Source organism: Tabrizicola sp. M-4 (genome assembly GCF_051132405.1).
GTDB lineage: Bacteria > Pseudomonadota > Alphaproteobacteria > Rhodobacterales > Rhodobacteraceae > Paragemmobacter.
Genome location: NZ_CP128606.1, coordinates 2,294,101 through 2,310,491, shown reverse-complemented (window position 1 = coordinate 2,310,491; position 16,391 = coordinate 2,294,101). Strand labels below are relative to the sequence as shown.

General features: G+C 67.1%; 17 protein-coding genes. 2 read left to right on the top strand and 15 right to left on the bottom strand.

Features of this window, described 5'->3' with window-relative positions; genetic code table 11:
* The first annotated feature begins 1 nt into the window (after nucleotide 1).
* A complete protein-coding gene (locus TabM4_RS11365) occupies nucleotides 2-901 on the top strand; it encodes an NAD(P)-dependent oxidoreductase (RefSeq protein ID WP_434612371.1) in 900 nt (299 codons plus the stop codon).
* Between the two features lie 136 nt (nucleotides 902-1,037).
* Nucleotides 1,038-2,153, top strand: coding sequence for a cystathionine gamma-lyase (locus TabM4_RS11360; RefSeq protein WP_434612369.1), 1,116 nt, complete (start codon nucleotides 1,038-1,040; stop codon nucleotides 2,151-2,153).
* 53 nt (nucleotides 2,154-2,206) lie between these two features.
* Here the strand turns inward: TabM4_RS11360 and TabM4_RS11355 are convergent, their stop codons facing one another.
* The 15 genes from TabM4_RS11355 to pyrC all read right to left on the bottom strand — a co-directional run bounded on the left by TabM4_RS11355 (nucleotide 2,207) and on the right by pyrC (nucleotide 16,358).
* The gene (locus tag TabM4_RS11355) at nucleotides 2,207-2,941 is read right to left on the bottom strand and encodes an SDR family oxidoreductase (RefSeq protein WP_434612367.1); all 735 of its coding nucleotides are present in this window, start codon (nucleotides 2,939-2,941) and stop codon (nucleotides 2,207-2,209) included.
* A gap of 92 nt (nucleotides 2,942-3,033) precedes the next feature.
* Nucleotides 3,034-3,696 (bottom strand): SDR family oxidoreductase, encoded by a 663-nt coding sequence (locus tag TabM4_RS11350; RefSeq protein ID WP_434612365.1) that lies wholly within the window; start codon nucleotides 3,694-3,696, stop codon nucleotides 3,034-3,036.
* 128 nt (nucleotides 3,697-3,824) lie between these two features.
* Nucleotides 3,825-4,199 (bottom strand): iron chaperone, encoded by a 375-nt coding sequence (locus TabM4_RS11345; RefSeq protein WP_434612363.1) that lies wholly within the window; start codon nucleotides 4,197-4,199, stop codon nucleotides 3,825-3,827.
* On the bottom strand, nucleotides 4,196-5,659 hold the full coding sequence (gene purF, locus TabM4_RS11340; RefSeq protein WP_434612361.1) for an amidophosphoribosyltransferase: 1,464 nt from the start codon (nucleotides 5,657-5,659) through the stop codon (nucleotides 4,196-4,198). The genes TabM4_RS11345 and purF overlap by 4 nt, the downstream gene beginning before the upstream one ends.
* 113 nt (nucleotides 5,660-5,772) lie before the next feature.
* Nucleotides 5,773-6,366 carry a CvpA family protein gene (locus tag TabM4_RS11335; RefSeq protein ID WP_434612359.1) on the bottom strand — a complete coding sequence of 198 codons (594 nt, stop codon included), beginning with the start codon at nucleotides 6,364-6,366 and terminating at the stop codon, nucleotides 5,773-5,775.
* A 33-nt stretch (nucleotides 6,367-6,399) separates the two neighbouring features.
* Nucleotides 6,400-7,758 carry a DNA repair protein RadA gene (gene radA, locus TabM4_RS11330; RefSeq protein ID WP_434612357.1) on the bottom strand — a complete coding sequence of 453 codons (1,359 nt, stop codon included), beginning with the start codon at nucleotides 7,756-7,758 and terminating at the stop codon, nucleotides 6,400-6,402.
* A gap of 144 nt (nucleotides 7,759-7,902) precedes the next feature.
* Entirely contained in the window at nucleotides 7,903-8,670 is a 768-nt protein-coding gene (locus TabM4_RS11325; RefSeq protein ID WP_434612355.1) for a DNA repair protein, read from the bottom strand.
* Between the two features lie 140 nt (nucleotides 8,671-8,810).
* On the bottom strand, nucleotides 8,811-9,185 hold the full coding sequence (locus TabM4_RS11320) for a hypothetical protein (protein WP_434612353.1): 375 nt from the start codon (nucleotides 9,183-9,185) through the stop codon (nucleotides 8,811-8,813).
* Nucleotides 9,185-9,931 carry an ABC transporter ATP-binding protein gene (locus TabM4_RS11315; protein ID WP_434612351.1) on the bottom strand — a complete coding sequence of 249 codons (747 nt, stop codon included), beginning with the start codon at nucleotides 9,929-9,931 and terminating at the stop codon, nucleotides 9,185-9,187. The genes TabM4_RS11320 and TabM4_RS11315 overlap by 1 nt, the downstream gene beginning before the upstream one ends.
* Nucleotides 9,928-10,713 (bottom strand): MlaE family ABC transporter permease, encoded by a 786-nt coding sequence (locus tag TabM4_RS11310; RefSeq protein ID WP_434612349.1) that lies wholly within the window; start codon nucleotides 10,711-10,713, stop codon nucleotides 9,928-9,930. Before TabM4_RS11310 ends, TabM4_RS11315 begins: the two co-directional genes overlap by 4 nt.
* Complete coding sequence (gene alr, locus TabM4_RS11305; protein WP_434612347.1) at nucleotides 10,710-11,768, bottom strand: alanine racemase; 1,059 nt, start codon at nucleotides 11,766-11,768, stop codon at nucleotides 10,710-10,712. Before alr ends, TabM4_RS11310 begins: the two co-directional genes overlap by 4 nt.
* 243 nt (nucleotides 11,769-12,011) lie before the next feature.
* Entirely contained in the window at nucleotides 12,012-12,800 is a 789-nt protein-coding gene (locus tag TabM4_RS11300; protein ID WP_434612345.1) for an SDR family oxidoreductase, read from the bottom strand.
* A gap of 8 nt (nucleotides 12,801-12,808) precedes the next feature.
* Complete coding sequence (locus TabM4_RS11295) at nucleotides 12,809-14,308, bottom strand: replicative DNA helicase (RefSeq protein ID WP_434612343.1); 1,500 nt, start codon at nucleotides 14,306-14,308, stop codon at nucleotides 12,809-12,811.
* 234 nt (nucleotides 14,309-14,542) lie between these two features.
* On the bottom strand, nucleotides 14,543-15,223 hold the full coding sequence (locus TabM4_RS11290) for an orotate phosphoribosyltransferase (protein WP_434612341.1): 681 nt from the start codon (nucleotides 15,221-15,223) through the stop codon (nucleotides 14,543-14,545).
* Nucleotides 15,224-15,317: 94 nt separating this feature from the next.
* Nucleotides 15,318-16,358, bottom strand: a complete 1,041-nt coding sequence (pyrC, locus tag TabM4_RS11285; RefSeq protein WP_434612339.1) for a dihydroorotase — start codon at nucleotides 16,356-16,358, stop codon at nucleotides 15,318-15,320.
* Between the last annotated feature and the right edge of the window lie 33 nt (nucleotides 16,359-16,391).

Here is a 16,391-nt window from a genome sequence, read left to right as displayed (position 1 = left end):
CATGAAATACGGGTATGTGGGGCTTGGGAACCTTGGCGGGCATCTGGCGGCGAGCCTGATCCGCGCGGGGCATGAGGTCGTGGTGCATGACCGCAATGCGTCGCTGGCCGAGCGGCATCGGGCGATGGGGGCGAAGGTCGCGGCCTCGCCCGCCGAGGTGGCGGAGCAGGTGGACCATGTCTTCACATGCCTGCCCTCGCCCGCGGTGTCGGAGGCGGTGCTGGCGCAGTTGCTGACGGCGATGAAGCCGGGGGCGACCTGGATCGAGAATTCCACGCTGGGGCGCGAGGATATCCTGCGGCTGGCGGGGCTGGCGCGGACGGGGGGCGTGCGTCTTCTGGAGGCTCCGGTCACGGGCGGCGTGCATCTGGCGGCGCGGGGCGAAATCACCGTGCTGGTGGGGGGCGATGCGGACCTGTTCGAGATGCATCGGCCCGCCTTGCAGGCGATCGGGAAGCGCATCTTCCATATGGGGCCGCTGGGATCGGCGGCGATCATCAAGGTGATCACCAACATGCTGGCCTTCATCCATCTGGTGGCGGATGGGGAGGCGTTGATGCTGGCCAAGCGCGGGGGGCTGGACCTGAAGACGGCCTGGGAGGCGATCACGGCGTCTTCGGGGACGTCCTTCGTGCATGAGACGGAGGGGCAGCTGATCCTGAACGGGTCCTATGACATCGCCTTCACGATGGATCTGGCGCTGAAGGATCTTGGGTTCGCGATGGGGTTCGGGAAGGAATTCGGAGTGCCTCTGGACCTTGCGTCGCTGACCAACCAGACCTTCATGAAGGGCAAGGCGGTCTATGGCGGGACGGCGCAGTCGACGCAGATCGTGAAGCTTCTGGAGGATGCGCTGGGCACCGATCTGCGGGCGGCGGGCTTCCCGGCACGTCTGGAATAGCCGGCTTCATCCGTTTCCAAATATCCTCTGGGGGTCCGGGGGGCGAAGCGCCCCCGGGTCTTTCCATCCCGCGCCACGTCCCGTCTTGCATTCCGTCTGCTGCCGGGAAAGGGTCGGCACAAAGGAGACCTGCGCGATGACGAACCACCCCGATGACGACCGCCGTTTTGCCGATCTGCTGCACCATCGCGCGGCGCGGCTGGAACAGGGGGATCCGGTCACGCCGCCGCTGGTGAGCGCCGCGACCTATCATCTGCCGCGCAGCGATGTGGGCGGCTTCCTTTATGGCCGCATGTCGATGCCGACATGGGAAGAGGTGGAGGCGCAGCTTGCCGTCCTCGAAGGTGCGCCCTGCATCAGCTTTCCGTCGGGCATGGCGGCGATTTCTGCGGCGTTGTTCGCCGCCGTCACGCCAGGCCAGCGGGTCGTGCTGCCCTCGGACGGGTATTACACGGTGCGGCTGTTCGCCGAAGGATTTCTGCGCCCCTTTGGCGTGACGCTGGACTATGTGCCGACGGTGGCCATGGCCGAGGCCGATTTCACCGGGGCGGGGATCGTCTATGTCGAGACGCCGTCCAATCCCGGTCTGGATGCCTGCGACATCGCCGCCGTCGCCGCGCGTGCCAAGGCGGCAGGGGCGCGGGTGATCGTCGACAACACGACGCTGACGGCGGTGTTGCAGCGGCCGCTCGACCTCGGGGCCGATCTCGTGGTCGCGGCGGACACCAAGGCGCCGGGAGGGCATTCGGATGTGCTGTTCGGTCATGTCGCGGGCCATGATGCCGGGCTGATGGCGCGGGTGCGGGATTGGCGGAAGCTGTCGGGTGCGGTGCCGGGGGCCTTCGAGGCCTGGCTGGTGCATCGGGGGGTCGAGACGCTGGAATTGCGGATGACGCGGATGTGCGCGAGCGCGCAGGTGATCGCGGAGCGGCTGGCTGCGCATCCCAAGGTCGGGGGGCTGCGCTATCCGGGGCTGCCGGACGATCCCTCGCATGCGGTCATGGCACGGCAGGCGCGGGGTTTCGGCTTCCTGATCGGGATGGTTCTGGAAAGTGCCGAGGCGGCAGAGCGCTTTCTTGCTGCTTGCCCCTATATGGCGCGGACGACCAGCTTCGGGTCGACCCACAGCGCGGGGGAACGCCGCGCGCGTTGGGGCGATGCGGTGCCGGAGGGGTTCCTGCGGCTGTCGATCGGCGTGGAGCCGGTCGAGGCGCTGTGGGCGGGTATCGAAGAGGGGCTGGCGGCGGTGTGAGGGACGAAAATTCTTCGTACGAAAAATCTTCGTGGGCGGCGGGGCCGCCCGGGCTAGACGTTCGTCCAGCCGCCATCGATGCTGATGGCCTGCCCGGTCAGGAAGGCCGCTTCGTCCGAGGCGAGGTAGACGGCCAGATGGGCAATCTCCTCGGGCTGGCCGATCCGGCCCATGGGTTGGCGCGCGATGAAGGCCGCGCGGGCGGCCTCGTAATCGCCTTGCGCGCGCATCCGTTGTTCCAAGGATGGGGATTCGACCGTCGCGGGGCAGATCGCGTTGCAGCGGATGCCCCTCGTCACGTAGTCGGCTGCCACCGACTTGGTGATGCCGATCACCGCGGCCTTGGTCGCGCCGTAGACGAAGCGGTTTGGGGCGGCGATGATCGAGGAGGCGACCGAGGCGATGTTGACGATCGAGCCGCCGCCGTTGTCCAGCATCGCGGGCAGGAAGGCACGTGTCACGCGGTAGAGCGCCTTGACGTTCAATTCGAATGAAAAGTCGAAATCCTTCTCCTCGCAGTCGAGGATGGTGCCCGCATGGACGAAGCCCGCGCAGTTGAAGAGGATGTCGACCGGGCCTGTCGCCTTTGCCATGCTGGCCACGGCGGCGGCATCGGTGACGTCGAGGCGGTGCGCCTCGAACCCCTCGGCCCGGAGATCCTCGACGGCCTTGTTGCTGATGTCGGTGGCGATCACGCGGGCGCCTTCGGCCTTGAAGGCGCGGACGGTGGCAAGGCCGATCCCGGCTCCGGAGGCGGTGCAGAAGGCGGTCTTTCCGGCGAGGCGCATGGTGCGATGATCCCTTATCCCTGTCCCTGCCAGTCAAGCGGATGCGGACTGCGGGGGCAAGGACAAACTGACATGTCAGTTTGTGGCGCCTGTCAGATCAGGTCGAGGAGACGGCTTGCCTCGCTGCGGATATCGGCCAATTTGGCGCGATCTTCGCCGGGGTGGAAGCGGGCGCGTGTGGCGGTGGGCATCGCCGCGGGTTCCGCGATCACGACACGGGGGCCGTGTCTGGTGGCCTCGGCCTGCCAAGAGCGGGCAAGTGCCATCTGCGCGGCCTTGGTCGCGCCATAGGCGCCGTGGAACTTTTCGCCACCCTTGGGGTCATCGGGGAAGAAGGCTGTGCCACCATCGGGGGCGGCGTGCAGGAGCGGTTCCACCATCGGGATCAGGAGGCCCGTGGCGCGGGTGTTGGTGGCGATGGACTTCTCCCAATCCTTCGCGTCGAGGCTGCCCATGGGGGCGAGGGGGGCGGCGTGGATGGCCGTGTGGACCCAGAGGTCGAGATGACCCCAACGGTCATGGATGGACCGGCAGAGGTGACGCATGGCATCGTCATTGGTGACGTCCATCGGGGCGAGGGTGAGCGCGCCCGCGCCGGGGAGGCGGGCGGCCTTGACGCGGTCATCCAGTTCCTCGAGCCCGCCCACCGTGCGGGCGACGGCGACGACATGCCAGCCGCGCAGGGCGAGTTGTTCGGCCATGGCCGACCCGAGGCCGCGCGAGGCGCCGGTGACGAGGGCGATCTTCTGGGTCATGGGGTGGTCTTTCCTGTAGCGGCGGAACCGGGGGTTTCACACCCGCCCGCCACCGGTCCTTAACCGGTGGTGACTAGGTGGAAGGCCCCCGTGGGATATTTGAGAACGGATGAAGGGGCAAGCCGTGGTCAGGGGCGGAGGGCTGTGGCGATTTCGGCCTGACGGGCGCGGAGGATGGTTTCGACGAGGGTGTCGGGCAATGGAGTGGCGGGGGTAAAGAGGATGCCGGATTTGGAGGTCTTGAAGGGGCGGCAATCGAGGGTGGGGATTATGGTGCCGGAATGGGAATAGAGGCCCAAGTGGCGGCGGAAGGCGGCGTAGCCTGCGATCATCCTGCCCTTGACCCCCGGCTGGCGGAAGCCGGGCATGGCGTAGCTCATGCATTCGACGTGATCGGGCAGGAAGCGGGCGATGGTGGCACGCAGGGCGCGGAGCGCAGCCTGCTGATCGGGGGGCAGGGCGGCGAGGAAGGCCTCGACCGCCGCTGCGCCGTCCGTCGTCACTGGGCGGCCTTCATCTGGAAGCCCTCTTCGATCTTGTCGGAGGGGGCAACGGGGTAGTCGCCGGAGAAGCAGGCATCGCAATAGCGCGGATTGGCGGGGTCGCGACCCGCCGCCTCGCCCGCGGCGCGGTAGAGGCCGTTGAGCGAGATGAATTTCAGGCTGTCGACGCCGATCCAGTCCCGCATTTCGTCCTCTGACATCGTCGCGGCGAGGAGTTTTTCACGTTCGGGCGTATCCACGCCATAGAAGCAGGGCCATGCGGTGGGGGGAGAGGCGATGCGGAAATGCACTTCGGCCGCGCCCGCGTCGAGGATCATGTCCTTGATCTTGCGCGAGGTGGTGCCGCGCACGACCGAGTCGTCGACGAGGATGACCCGCTTGCCCTTGATCAGGGCGCGGTTGACGTTGAGTTTCAGCCGCACGCCCATGTTGCGGATCTGTTCGGTCGGTTCGATGAAGGTGCGGCCCATATACTGGTTGCGCGTGATGCCAAGGCCGAAGGGGATGCCGCTTTCGGCGGCGAAGCCGATGGCGGCGGGGGTGCCGCTGTCGGGGACGGGGCAGACGAGATCGGCCTCGACGGGCGCTTCGCGTGCCAGTTCCACGCCGATCTGGCGGCGGGTTTCATAGACCGAGCGGCCGCCGAGGATGCTGTCGGGGCGAGAGAAATAGACATGTTCGAAGATGCAGAACCGCGATTTGGCGGGGGAGAAGGGGCGGAAGCTTTCCACCTTGTTGTTCTCGATCACCACCATTTCGCCGGGGTCGATCTCGCGGATGAATTCGGCGCCGATGATGTCGAGCGCGCAGGTTTCCGACGAGAGCGCCCAGCCGTGATCGCCGATGCGGCCGAGGACGAGGGGGCGGACACCGAGGGGATCGCGCACGCCGATGAGTTTGGTGCGCGTCATTGCGACGACGGAGAAGGCGCCTTCGACGCGGCGGAGCGCGTCCTTGATGCGTTCGGGGATCGTCTTCTGGATCGACCGCGCCATGAGGTGGATGATGCATTCGCTGTCGGAGGAGGATTGGAAGATCGAGCCGCGTTCGATCAGTTCGCGGCGGAGGGCTGCGGCATTGGTCAGGTTGCCGTTATGGGCGATGGCGGCGCCGCCCATGGAGAATTCGCCGAAGAAGGGCTGCACGTCGCGGATGGCGGTGGAGCCCTTGGATCCTGCGGTGGAGTAGCGGACATGGCCGATGGCGAGTTCGCCGGGCAGGGTGGCCATGACATCGGCCTTGGTGAAGTTGTCCCGGACATAGCCGAAGCGGCGAGCGGAGTTGAAACCCTGTTCGGGATCGTAGGACACGATCCCCCCCGCCTCTTGCCCGCGATGTTGCAGCGCGTGGAGGCCGAGGGCCACGAAGCTTGACGCATCGGCCATGCCGATGACGCCGAACACGCCGCATTCCTCCTTCAATTTGTCATCATCGAAGGGGTGCGAGAGGAAGGGGCGCATGGGGCCTCCGAATCCGTGGAAGAGGATGGGAGTGATCTAGAGCTTTGTGACAGGGAAGTCACGCCCCTTTGCCGCAGCGCGGCGGGTGCGGGGGCGCAGGGCGATGGTGCGGATCAGCCGGAGGTGGCGGGGGCTGCCTCGACCGGGGCGTCCCCGGCGACGCAGACCTGCGTGAGGTCGTTGTAGCGGGCGACGATCCAGCCGGGGGCATCGGTCGGCACCTGCGCGTCGAGATTGTCCTGGAAGGTGGCGAAGACCTTGGCCGAGCGGCTGTCATCCACCATGGGGATGGCGTTGGCTGCCACCGCGCGATCATAGACGAGGAAGGCAACGGCGACGAGAAGGACGCCGCGCGCCACGCCGAAGAGGAAGCCCAAGCCTTGGTCAAGCCCGCCGAGGGCGGTGCGGTGAATGGCAGAGGACAACAGGGGGGTGAAGAGCGAGGCCACGATGAGGGCTGCGGCAAAGACCACGGCGAAGGCCGCGATGACCGAGAGTTCGCAACTGTCGCCGAGGAATTCGCCCACGACGGGGAGTTCCTTGACGAGCGGTTGCACGGGGGCTGCGAAGAGGAAAGCCACGAGTGCCGCGCCGATCCAGCCGACGATGGCCATGGCCTCGCGCACGAAGCCGCGGCTGTAGGCGAGGATCGCCGAAAGCACGATGACGCCGGCAACGACCGCGTCGATCAGGGTGAAACCTTCCATGTGCCGTCCTGCTCCTGTCCCTGCCGGGGTTCTTCAGCCTGCCCCGAACATTTCGCCCACGAAGGCCGTGAGGTCGGGCATCTGACGCACCCGCATCCCCGTTTCCACCCCGATCTTGGAGCGGTCCGGCGCAATCGCCTGTGAGAAACCAAGTTTCGAGGCTTCTTTCAACCTGTTTTCGGTCTGGCCCACCGGGCGCAGCGCCCCGGAGAGGGATATTTCGCCGAAAAGGACCATGTCGGGGGGAAGGGCCACGTCTTCGCGCGCGGAAAGGAGGGCAGCGGCGACGGCAAGGTCGGCGGCGGGTTCGGAGACGCGCATGCCGCCCGCGACGTTGAGGAAGACGTCGAGGCCCGCGAAGGGGATGCCACAGCGGGCCTCGAGCACGGCGAGGATGGTGGAGAGGCGGCCGGAATCGAGGCCCACCACGGTACGGCGGGGGGTGCCGAGGTTGGAGGGGGCGACGAGGGCCTGAATTTCGGTGAGCACCGGGCGCGTGCCTTCGATGCCTGCGAAGACGGCGGAGCCGGGGGTGGACTGGCCACGGTCCGACAGGAAAAGGGCGGAGGGGTTGGTGACCTGTGCAAGGCCGTCGCCCGTCATTTCGAACACGCCGATTTCATCGGCGGGGCCGAAGCGGTTCTTGACGGCGCGGAGGATGCGGAACTGGTGGCCGCGTTCGCCTTCGAAATAGAGGACGGTATCGACCATGTGTTCGACGACGCGGGGACCGGCGATCTGGCCTTCCTTCGTAACATGGCCGACGAGGATGATGGCCACGCCGCGCCGTTTGGCGAAGGTGACAAGCTCATGCGCGGCGGCGCGCACCTGGGAGACGGAGCCGGGGGCGGCCTCGACCGTGTCGAGCCACATGGTCTGGATCGAGTCGATGATGGCGAGTTGGGGGCGTTCGGCATCCAGCGTCGTCAGGATGTCGCGGAGCGCTGTTTCCGCGCCGAGGGCGACGGGGGCGTCGGAGAGGCCGAGGCGTTGGGCGCGCATGCGGACTTGGGCCGAGGCCTCTTCGCCGGAGATGTAGAGGCATTTGAGGCCGCGACGGGCGAAGCTGGCGGTGGCCTGCAGCAGCAGGGTGGATTTGCCGATGCCGGGATCGCCGCCGACGAGGATGGCGGAGGCGGGGACAAGGCCGCCGCCGAGGACGCGGTCGAGTTCATCCATGCCCGATGCGGCGCGGGGGGGCGGGGCCTCTTCTGTGGCGAGGTCGGTGAGGGGGATGGTCTTGCCCTTGGCACCAAGGGATTTGGGGCCGGTGGAGAGAGGGGCCTCTTCCACGATGGAATTCCAGGCCCCGCAGGCATCGCATTTGCCTGCCCATTTGCGGTGGACCGCGCCGCAGGCGGTGCAGGTGAAGGCGGGGGCGGATTTGCTCATGCCCTTCTGGTAGCGGTTGGGGGTGGACGGTTCAAGGCCGCTTCGGGACCTTCCGCGAGGGGCAGGCTTGGGCGGGGTGGGGGGCGACAGGCGCTTGCGGGGGGCTGGGTGCTGCGGTGGTTTGGGGCACGTTCTACGCCCCGGTCATTTCCCCGGTTTCGGGAGTTGGACGACCGTGGCATCGCGGCTTTCCTCCGGCTCCATCGCATAGCCGATTTGGGGCAGGATCTCGCGCAGGTCCGCCTCCAGCCGTTTGATGTGCAGTTCGGCCTGACGCTCTTCCGCCTCGATATCCGTGAGCCAGCGGCGAAGTTCGTCGACGGTCTGGCGGGCGAGGGTGATGCGGTCGGTGAGCGCGGTCACCTCCTCTTGGCGCTGTTGCAGGAAGAGCCGGGCACGGGCGACGCGGTCGTCGGAATAGGTGCGGGCGAGGTCGCGGGTCTGGAAGCTCATCTGCGCGGCGAGTTGCAGGAGTTCGGGTTCCAACTGCCCGAGGTCGGGGTGGTTGCGCAGATGGGCAAGGCGGGCGCGCATGGCTTCGAATTCGCCCGACAGGGCGAAGACCCCGGCGCGGTCGGCGGCATGGGCGAGGCGGTAGGCATGGGCCACATCCTCCAGCCCCATGGCGAAGGAGCGGTGGCTGCGTTCCAGCCGGGCCATGCGGGTATTGGCGGGAAGGAAGAGGCACATAAGGCAAAGGAGCGCGGTGAGCGCGATCTGTGCCCAGATGCCGGATTGCGCGATCTCGGTCGTGCCGAAGCGGAGGGGAAGCTGCAGCCAAGACAGGTGGCCTGTCGCGGCGAGCAGGCAGAAGGCGACGGCTGTGAGGGCGAGAAGGACCAGAAGGCCGTGGGCGAGGCTTTGCGCGGAACGGAGCGCGCGCTGCAGGCTGTTGGGCAGCGATGGGGACATGGGCGGAAACCGGGACACTCTTTAACCACGATCACAGGAAATCCGAGCAAGGACAGATTCGGCAACGGTTTTCGGATTATGTCATCAGGTTCGCGGGCAATCGGATTGCCGCCTGCGGATTGTGCCGGATTACGAAACAATCAGCCGAAAAAGAGTGTGAAGACCATGGTGGCGGGCAGCACCCAGAGCAGGGTTCCCACGATCCAGTGGCCCCAGATGGGGGCGGGCCAATCGCCCAGCACATGTTTGCCCCATGCCCAGACCAGCCAGAACCAGCACAGCATGGAGAAGACGAGGCTGGTCTGTTGCAACTCGATCTGCGCCGGGCGCCATGGCAGCACGAGCCAGAAGCAGAAGGCGATGGCGAAGACGGCAAGAGGCGGGGCCCCCTCGACTCTTTGCCGCCAGCCCGCGATGGCCGCGACCGCGATGGTGGCGGGAACGGCGGTCACGAGGCCCCGCACGGCAGGAGAGGCGGAGAGGGTCGCCAATGCCTGCCCGATCCAGTCGTCCATCAGCGCACCGCGGCGATGGGGCCGGTTGCCCGGCCGTGGATGAATTGCTGGACGTAGGGGTCGGGGGTGGTGTCGAGGTCGGCAATGGGCCCTGTCCACTGGATCACGCCGTCATGCAGCATGGCCACGCGGTCGGCGATGGCGCGGACCGAGGTCATGTCATGGGTGATGGTCATGGCCGTGGCGCCCATCTCGGTCACGATCTCGCGGATCAGGTCGTTGATGACGCCGGCCATGATCGGGTCGAGCCCGGTGGTGGGTTCGTCGAAGAAGATGATCTCGGGCTCCGCCGCGATGGCGCGGGCGAGGCCCACGCGTTTCTGCATGCCGCCCGAGAGTTCGGCGGGGAAGAGGTCGGCGGTTTCGGGTTTCAGGCCGACGCGGCGGAGTTTTTCGATGGCGATTTCGCGGGCCTCGGCCTTTGGCCGTTTGGCGGGGCCGCGCATCAGCCGGAAGGCGACGTTTTCCCAGACGCGGAGGGAGTCGAAGAGCGCGCCGCCTTGGAAGAGCATCCCGAAACGGGCGAGGAAGGCGTCGCGGTCGGCCCTTGTGACATCCTGCCCGTCGAGGGTGATGGAGCCCGCATCGTGGCGTACGAGACCGAGGATGCATTTCAGCAGCACCGATTTCCCGGTGCCGGAACCGCCGATGATCACCATGCTCTGCCCCGAGGGGACGGTCAGGTTGACCCCGCGCAGCACACGGTTCTTGCCGAAGGTCTTGGTGACGTCCTGAAGGTCGATCATGCGGAGAAGAAGAGTTCGGTGAGGATGTAATTGGCGGCGAGGATCAGGACCGAGGCCCCCACCACGGCGGATTTGGTGGCGGCCCCCACCCCCTGCGCGCCGCGGCCGGAATTCATGCCGTGATAGCAGCCCATCAGCGCCACGATGAAGCCGAAGGCGGCCCCTTTCCACAGGCCGGAGACCACGTCCCATGTTTCGAGGAAATCCACCGTGTTCTGCAGGTAGGTGGTGGAGTTGAAGCCCAGGCGGTTCACCCCCACGAGCCAACCGCCCGCAATGCCGATGGCGTCGCCCACGGCGACGAGGACGGGGACGGCCAGGGTGGCGGCCAGCACGCGCGGCACGGCGAGGTATTTGATCGGGTTGGTGGAGAGGGTGACCAGCGCGTCGATCTGTTCGGTGACCTTCATCGTGCCGATTTCCGCCGCGATGGAGGAGGCGACGCGGGCGGCAACCATGAGGCCGCCCAAGACGGGGCCGAGTTCGCGCACCATGCCGATGGCGACGATGGAGGGGACCACCGCCTCGGCGTTGAAGCGGGCGCCGCCGGAATAGATTTGCAACGCGAGCGCGCCGCCGGTGAAGACGGCGGTCAGCCCGACGACGGGAAGCGAGAACCAGCCGATCTGCATGAGTGCGTGGAAGAATTCGCGCGGGTAGAAAGGCGGGCGGAAGATGTGGCCGATCACGTTGGCCGCGAAGAGGGCCACGCGCCCGATGGCGGCCAGCGCCGCCAGCACGGGCCGCCCGATGGCGGCAAGGGGCGCGGTGAGCGCGGTCACGCCTGCCCCCCCTGACGGGTCACATAGCGGCGGGCGTAGCGGGGACCGAGCGAGGTGAGGATCTCGTATCCGATGGTGCCTGCGATGGTGGCGAGGTCGTCCACGCCCTGATGCGGGCCGAGGATGTCGAGGCTGCGCGGGATTTTGGCGAGGTGGCCTATGTCGGCGGTGATGAGGTCCATCGAGACGCGGCCGATCAGGGGGACGGGTGTGTCGACATCCCAGAGATGCACCTTGTTCGAGAGCGTCCGCGGCAGGCCGTCGGCATAGCCTGCCGACAGGGTGGCGACGGTGGTCGCCCGGTCCGCCGTCCAGGCATTGGCATAGCCCACGGTTTCGCCTGCCGCCACTTCGCGCGTCTGGATGACGGGAAGGGAGAGGGTGACGGTGGGCTGGCCTTCGGCGAAGGGCTGGCCGCCATAGAGGCCGATGCCGGGGCGGGTGAGGTCGAAATGGTAGTCGGGGCCGAGGAGGATGCCGCCCGTTGCCGCGAAGGAGCGGGGGATGCCGAGGCCATCCGTCATGCGGTGGAATTGCGCGAGTTGCGCGGGGTTCATCGGGTGGTCGGGTTCGTCCGCGCAGGCGAGGTGGGACATGACGAGTTCAGGCTTCGCCCCCAGCACGATGGGGGCGATGGCGCGCCATTCGGCCTCTTCCATGCCCAGCCGGTTCATCCCGGTGTCGAGCTGGATGCCGAAGGGGTGGCCGGGGAGCGACTCGAGGTGGCGGGTGACCTGTTGCAGCGAGTTGAGCATCGGCGTGAGGTCGAGATCGTGGATCATCTCGGTATCGCCCGCCATGTGGCCGCCGAGGATGCCGATCTGCGGGCCGGGGCCGAGGATCTGGCGCAGGCGCGCGCCTTCCTCCGCCACGGCGGTGAAGAAGCGGCGGGCCCCTGCGCGGGCAAGGGCCGGGGCGACGCGGTCGATCCCCAAGCCATAGGCATCGGCCTTGACGACGGCGGCGGTTTGGGTGCCGGGGGCGGAAAGACGATCCAACGCGCGCCAGTTGGCGGCGATGGCGTCGAGGTCGATGGTGAGGGTTGCTGTGGCCATGGTCCGGGGGTTTTCGGCAGGGGCGGGGCTGCGGTCAAGGGAATTCTGGCTGAAGTGTCATCACGGGGTGGCGAGGCGTGATCTCGCGGAGCGGCTTGCGCCGCCGGTCCTTCCTGTCGCCTGCGCGCGTTCCGCGCTCCGGCTCCGTGGTCAGGGGACGTTCCGTCCCCTCTGTCGGCGCGGTTCCCGCGCCGCCATTCACCCCTTGAGGGTATTTGCGGCCGAGACGAAGGGGAGGGCGCGTCAGTCGCGCAGGCCCGCCATGGCGCGGTCGAGATGGACATAGCCGCCATCGACGAAGAGCCATTGGCCCGTCGTATGGCCCGCGCGGGGGGAGAGGGTGAAGACCACGGTGTCGGCCATTTCGGTGTCGAGCGTCATGCGCTGGCCGAGGGGGATGCGGCGCGTGATCTCGGCCAGTTTCTCGGCTCGGTTGGGGAAGGTGTCGAGCCATGCGTCATACATGGGGGTCAGGACTTCGGCGGGGATCACCGCGTTGACGCGGACGCCATGCGGGGCGAAGGCGGCGGCCCATTCGCGGGTGAGGCCCAGTTGCGCGGCCTTGGCGGCGACGTAAGCTGAGGTAGAGCCTTGGCCGGTGACGCCGGTCTTGGAGGAGATGTTAACGATCGCCCCCTTCTGCGCGCGGAGGTCGTGCTGGAGGAGGTGGGTGAGCGTGTAGTAGTGGACGAGGTTCTGGTTGAGCGAGGCGCGGAAGGCGTCGGGTCCGGCGTTCAGGTCGATGCCGTCATTGGTACCCGCGTTGTTGACGAGGCCGTAGACCTGCCCCCAGCGGGCGTGGACTGCGTCCACGGCGTGGCGGATTTGGTCGTCATTTGCGAGATCGACCTGCACGAAGCCCGCCTTGGGCTGGAGTGCGGTGATCGCGGCCATGAAATCGGGGGTTGGCGCGCGGCGGGCGAGGATGGCGGGGATGGCGCCTTCCTCGGCAAGACGGCGGGTGATGGCGCCGCCGATGCCCTGGCCGCCGCCGGTGACGACGACGACCTTGTCCTTCAGGTGCAGGTCCATGACTTTCCTCAGTAGCCGCCGCCGTCGCCCTGCCAGGGCTGGGCGAGATTGCCGAAGCGGGTGAAGCGTCCTTCGAAGCTGAGTTCGACGGTGCCGATGGGGCCATGGCGCTGTTTGCCGATGATGACTTCGGCCTTGCCGTGGACGCGGTTCATCTTTTCGTACCATTCGGCGAAGCGGGGGTCGTCTTCCGGCGGCTTCAGGCGTTCGTGGTAATATTCGTCGCGATAGACGAACATGACGACGTCGGCATCCTGTTCGATGGAGCCGGATTCGCGCAGGTCGGACAGTTGCGGACGCTTGTCGTCGCGGGATTCGACGGTCCGCGAGAGCTGCGACAGGGCGATGACGGGGATGTTGAGTTCCTTGGCGATGGCCTTGAGGCCTTGAGTGATTTCCGAGACTTCCTGCACGCGGTTCGATTCGCCCTTGGAGGTTCCCTTCAGGAGCTGGAGGTAGTCGACCATAAGCACGTCGAGGCCGTGGGTGCGTTTCAGGCGGCGGGCGCGGGCGGCGACCTGTGAGATGGGCAAAGCGGGGGTGTCGTCGATGTAGAGGGGGCAGGATTCGAGGGATTTCGCGGCCTCGACGAAGCGGCGGAACTCCTCTTCGGTCATGTCGCCGCGACGGATCTGTTCGGAGGGGACTTCGGAGGCCTCGGAGAGGATACGGGCGGCGAGTTGTTCGCTGCTCATTTCCAAGGAGAAGAAGCCCACGACGCCGCCTTCGACCGCGCCTTCGCCCCCGTCATGGGTGCGGCCGCGGCGATAGGCCTTGGCGATGTTGAAGGCGATGTTGGTGGCGAGCGAGGTTTTCCCCATCGAGGGGCGCCCGGCGAGGATGAGGAGGTCGGAGGGGTGGAGGCCGCCGAGTTTCCGGTCGAGGTCGACGAGGCCGGTGGAGATGCCGGCAAGGCCGCCGCCGCGCTGATAGGCGGCGTTGGCGGAGTTCACGGCTTCGGTCGTGGCGCGGAGGAAGGAGACGAAGCCGCGCTGGGCGACGCCCTGTTCGCCGAGCTTGTAGAGGTGCTGTTCGGCCTCGGTGATCTGTTCGCGGGGTTCGGAGATGACGTCGACCTTGGCGGCCTTGGCGGCGATGTCGCGGCCCAAGGAGATGAGTTCGCGGCGGACGGCGAGGTCGTAGATCATCTGGGCGTAGTCGCGGGCGGCGAAGGAGGAGATCGCGGCGCCGGCGAGGCGGACGAGATAGGCGGGGCCGCCCAGTTCCTTGAGCCCGTCATCATCCTCGAAGAAGGGTTTGAGGGTGACGGGGGAGGCAAGCGCGTTCTTCTGGATGCGGGCGGCGGCCTTTTCATAGATCCGCTGATGGACGGGGTCATAGAAATGTTCGGCCTTCACGAGGGCGGCGATGCGGTCATAGACATCGTTGTTCGTCAGGATCGCGCCGAGGAGTTGCTGTTCCGCCTCGATATTGTGGGGAAGCGCCTCGGGTTCTGCTTGCGGCGGGGCGCTGGGCAGATTGGGGCGGAGGGTCGCGATTTCGGTCATGTCTGCCTCGGTTCATTGCTGCCGGGGTCGCATATGCCCCGGTTCGGCCTGCGGGAACAGGCGGGAACAACCCTGTGGATAAGCGCGGGCCGAGTCGCCCGCGCGAGCGCCAGGCTACCACATCTTGCGGGCAATGTCCGGGCTCTGCCCAAAGGGGCGGGCTGTTCGCCGCCTGCGCGGGTGAGTCCTGCACAAAGCATCCACAAGGCCGCCCACAGGAAACTGCGCTGCCCCCTAGACCTTGGCGCGGGCGGCCTGCCAGGCGCGGGGATCGGTGAGGAAGACCTCCACCTCGGCCAGTGTTGCCGGGTCGAAGGCGGCAGAGGCGCGGGCCTCGGCCAGCACGTCCCACCAGGTGCAGAGGTGGTGCAGTGCTACGCCGTGATCGGCGAGGCGCTGGGTCGTTTCGGGGAAGATGCCGTAGTAGAAGATGACGGCGGTATGGGCGCAGGTGGCACCCGTTTCGCGGATCGCATCGACGAAGGAGAGTTTCGATCCGCCGTCGGTTGTGAGATCCTCGACGAGGAGGACTCGCTGGCCTTCGGTCATCGCGCCTTCGATGCGGGCGTTGCGCCCATAGCCCTTGGGCTTTTTCCGGACATAGGTCATCGGCAGGGCGAGGCGTTCCGCCACCAGTGCCGCGAAGGGGATGCCTGCGGTTTCGCCGCCGGCGATGTTGTCGAAAGCCTCGAACCCGGCCTCGCGCATGATGGTGACGGCAAGGAAGTCCATCAGCGTGGCGCGGATGCGCGGATAGCTGATCAGCTTGCGGCAATCGATATAGGTGGGAGAGGGCAGGCCGGAGGCCAGCGTGAAGGGTGTCGCGGCGTTGAAGTGGACAGCCTTGATCTCCAGCAATGCGCGGGCGGTGAGGCGGGCGATTTCCTCTTTCGGCGGGAAGGCGGTGGGGATCATGGGCGGCTCCTGTCGGCGGGGAGAAGAATTTTCGCCGAAAATTCTTCGGCGCGGCGGTGGGGGCCAAGGGTCTTGGCGAAGGTTTTTCGGGGCGTCAGGCCTCCACGTGCCAATGCACGGGAAAGCCGGGATCGAAGACGGTGACGGGGCCTGCCTCGGTGAGGATCTTGGCGGGCCATTGGGCGGGGGCTCCCTTGGTGAGGGTGATGCTGTCCGTATTGGGCTGCAGGCCGTAGAAGCGCGGGCCGTTCAGGCTGCTGAAAGCCTCGAGCCGGTCGAGCGCGCCTTCCTCCTCGAAGACATGGGCGAGGAGCTGCATCGTGTTCGTTGCGGTGAAGCAGCCCGCGCAGCCGCAGGCGTGTTCCTTCAGCGCGTCGACATGCGGCGCGCTGTCCGTGCCGAGGAAAAAGCGGGGATCGCCCGAGGTGGCGGCGGCGCGGAGCGCGAGGCGGTGCTTTTCCCGCTTTGCCACCGGGAGGCAGTAGTAATGCGGCTTGATCCCGCCCGCGAGGATGTGGTTGCGGTTGATGATCAGGTGATGCGTGGTGATCGTGGCACCGAGGTTGTCGCCGCCCGCGCGGGCATAGGCCACGCCCTCCTCGGTGGTGATATGTTCCATCACCACGCGCAGGCCGGGGATGCGCCGGCGCAGAGGATCGAGGACGGTGTCGATGAAGACGGCCTCGCGGTCGAAGATGTCCACCTCATGTGCCGTCACCTCGCCATGGACGCAAAGGGGCAGGCCGATTTCTGCCATGCGTTCCAGGACGGGGATCACCTTCTCGATGTCGCGCACGCCGGAATGGGAATTGGTGGTGGCCCCGGCGGGGTAGAGCTTCACCGCAGTAACGATGCCTTCTGCATGGGCGGCGGCGACATCGTCGGGATCGGTGCCCTCGGTCAGGTAGAGTGTCATCAGGGGCTGGAAGTGCATGCCTTCAGGCAGGGCCGCGAGGATGCGGTCGCGGTAGGCTGCGGCCTGCGCGCCCGTCACGACCGGGGGCACGAGGTTCGGCATGATGATGGCGCGGGCGAAGTGGCGCGCGCTTTCGGGCAGAACGCCCTTCAGCATCGCGCCGTCGCGCAGATGGAGGTGCCAGTCATCGGGGCGGCGGAGGGTAATGCGCTGGGTCATGGTCCCGCGCCTAGCGCAAATACCGCGCGCTTT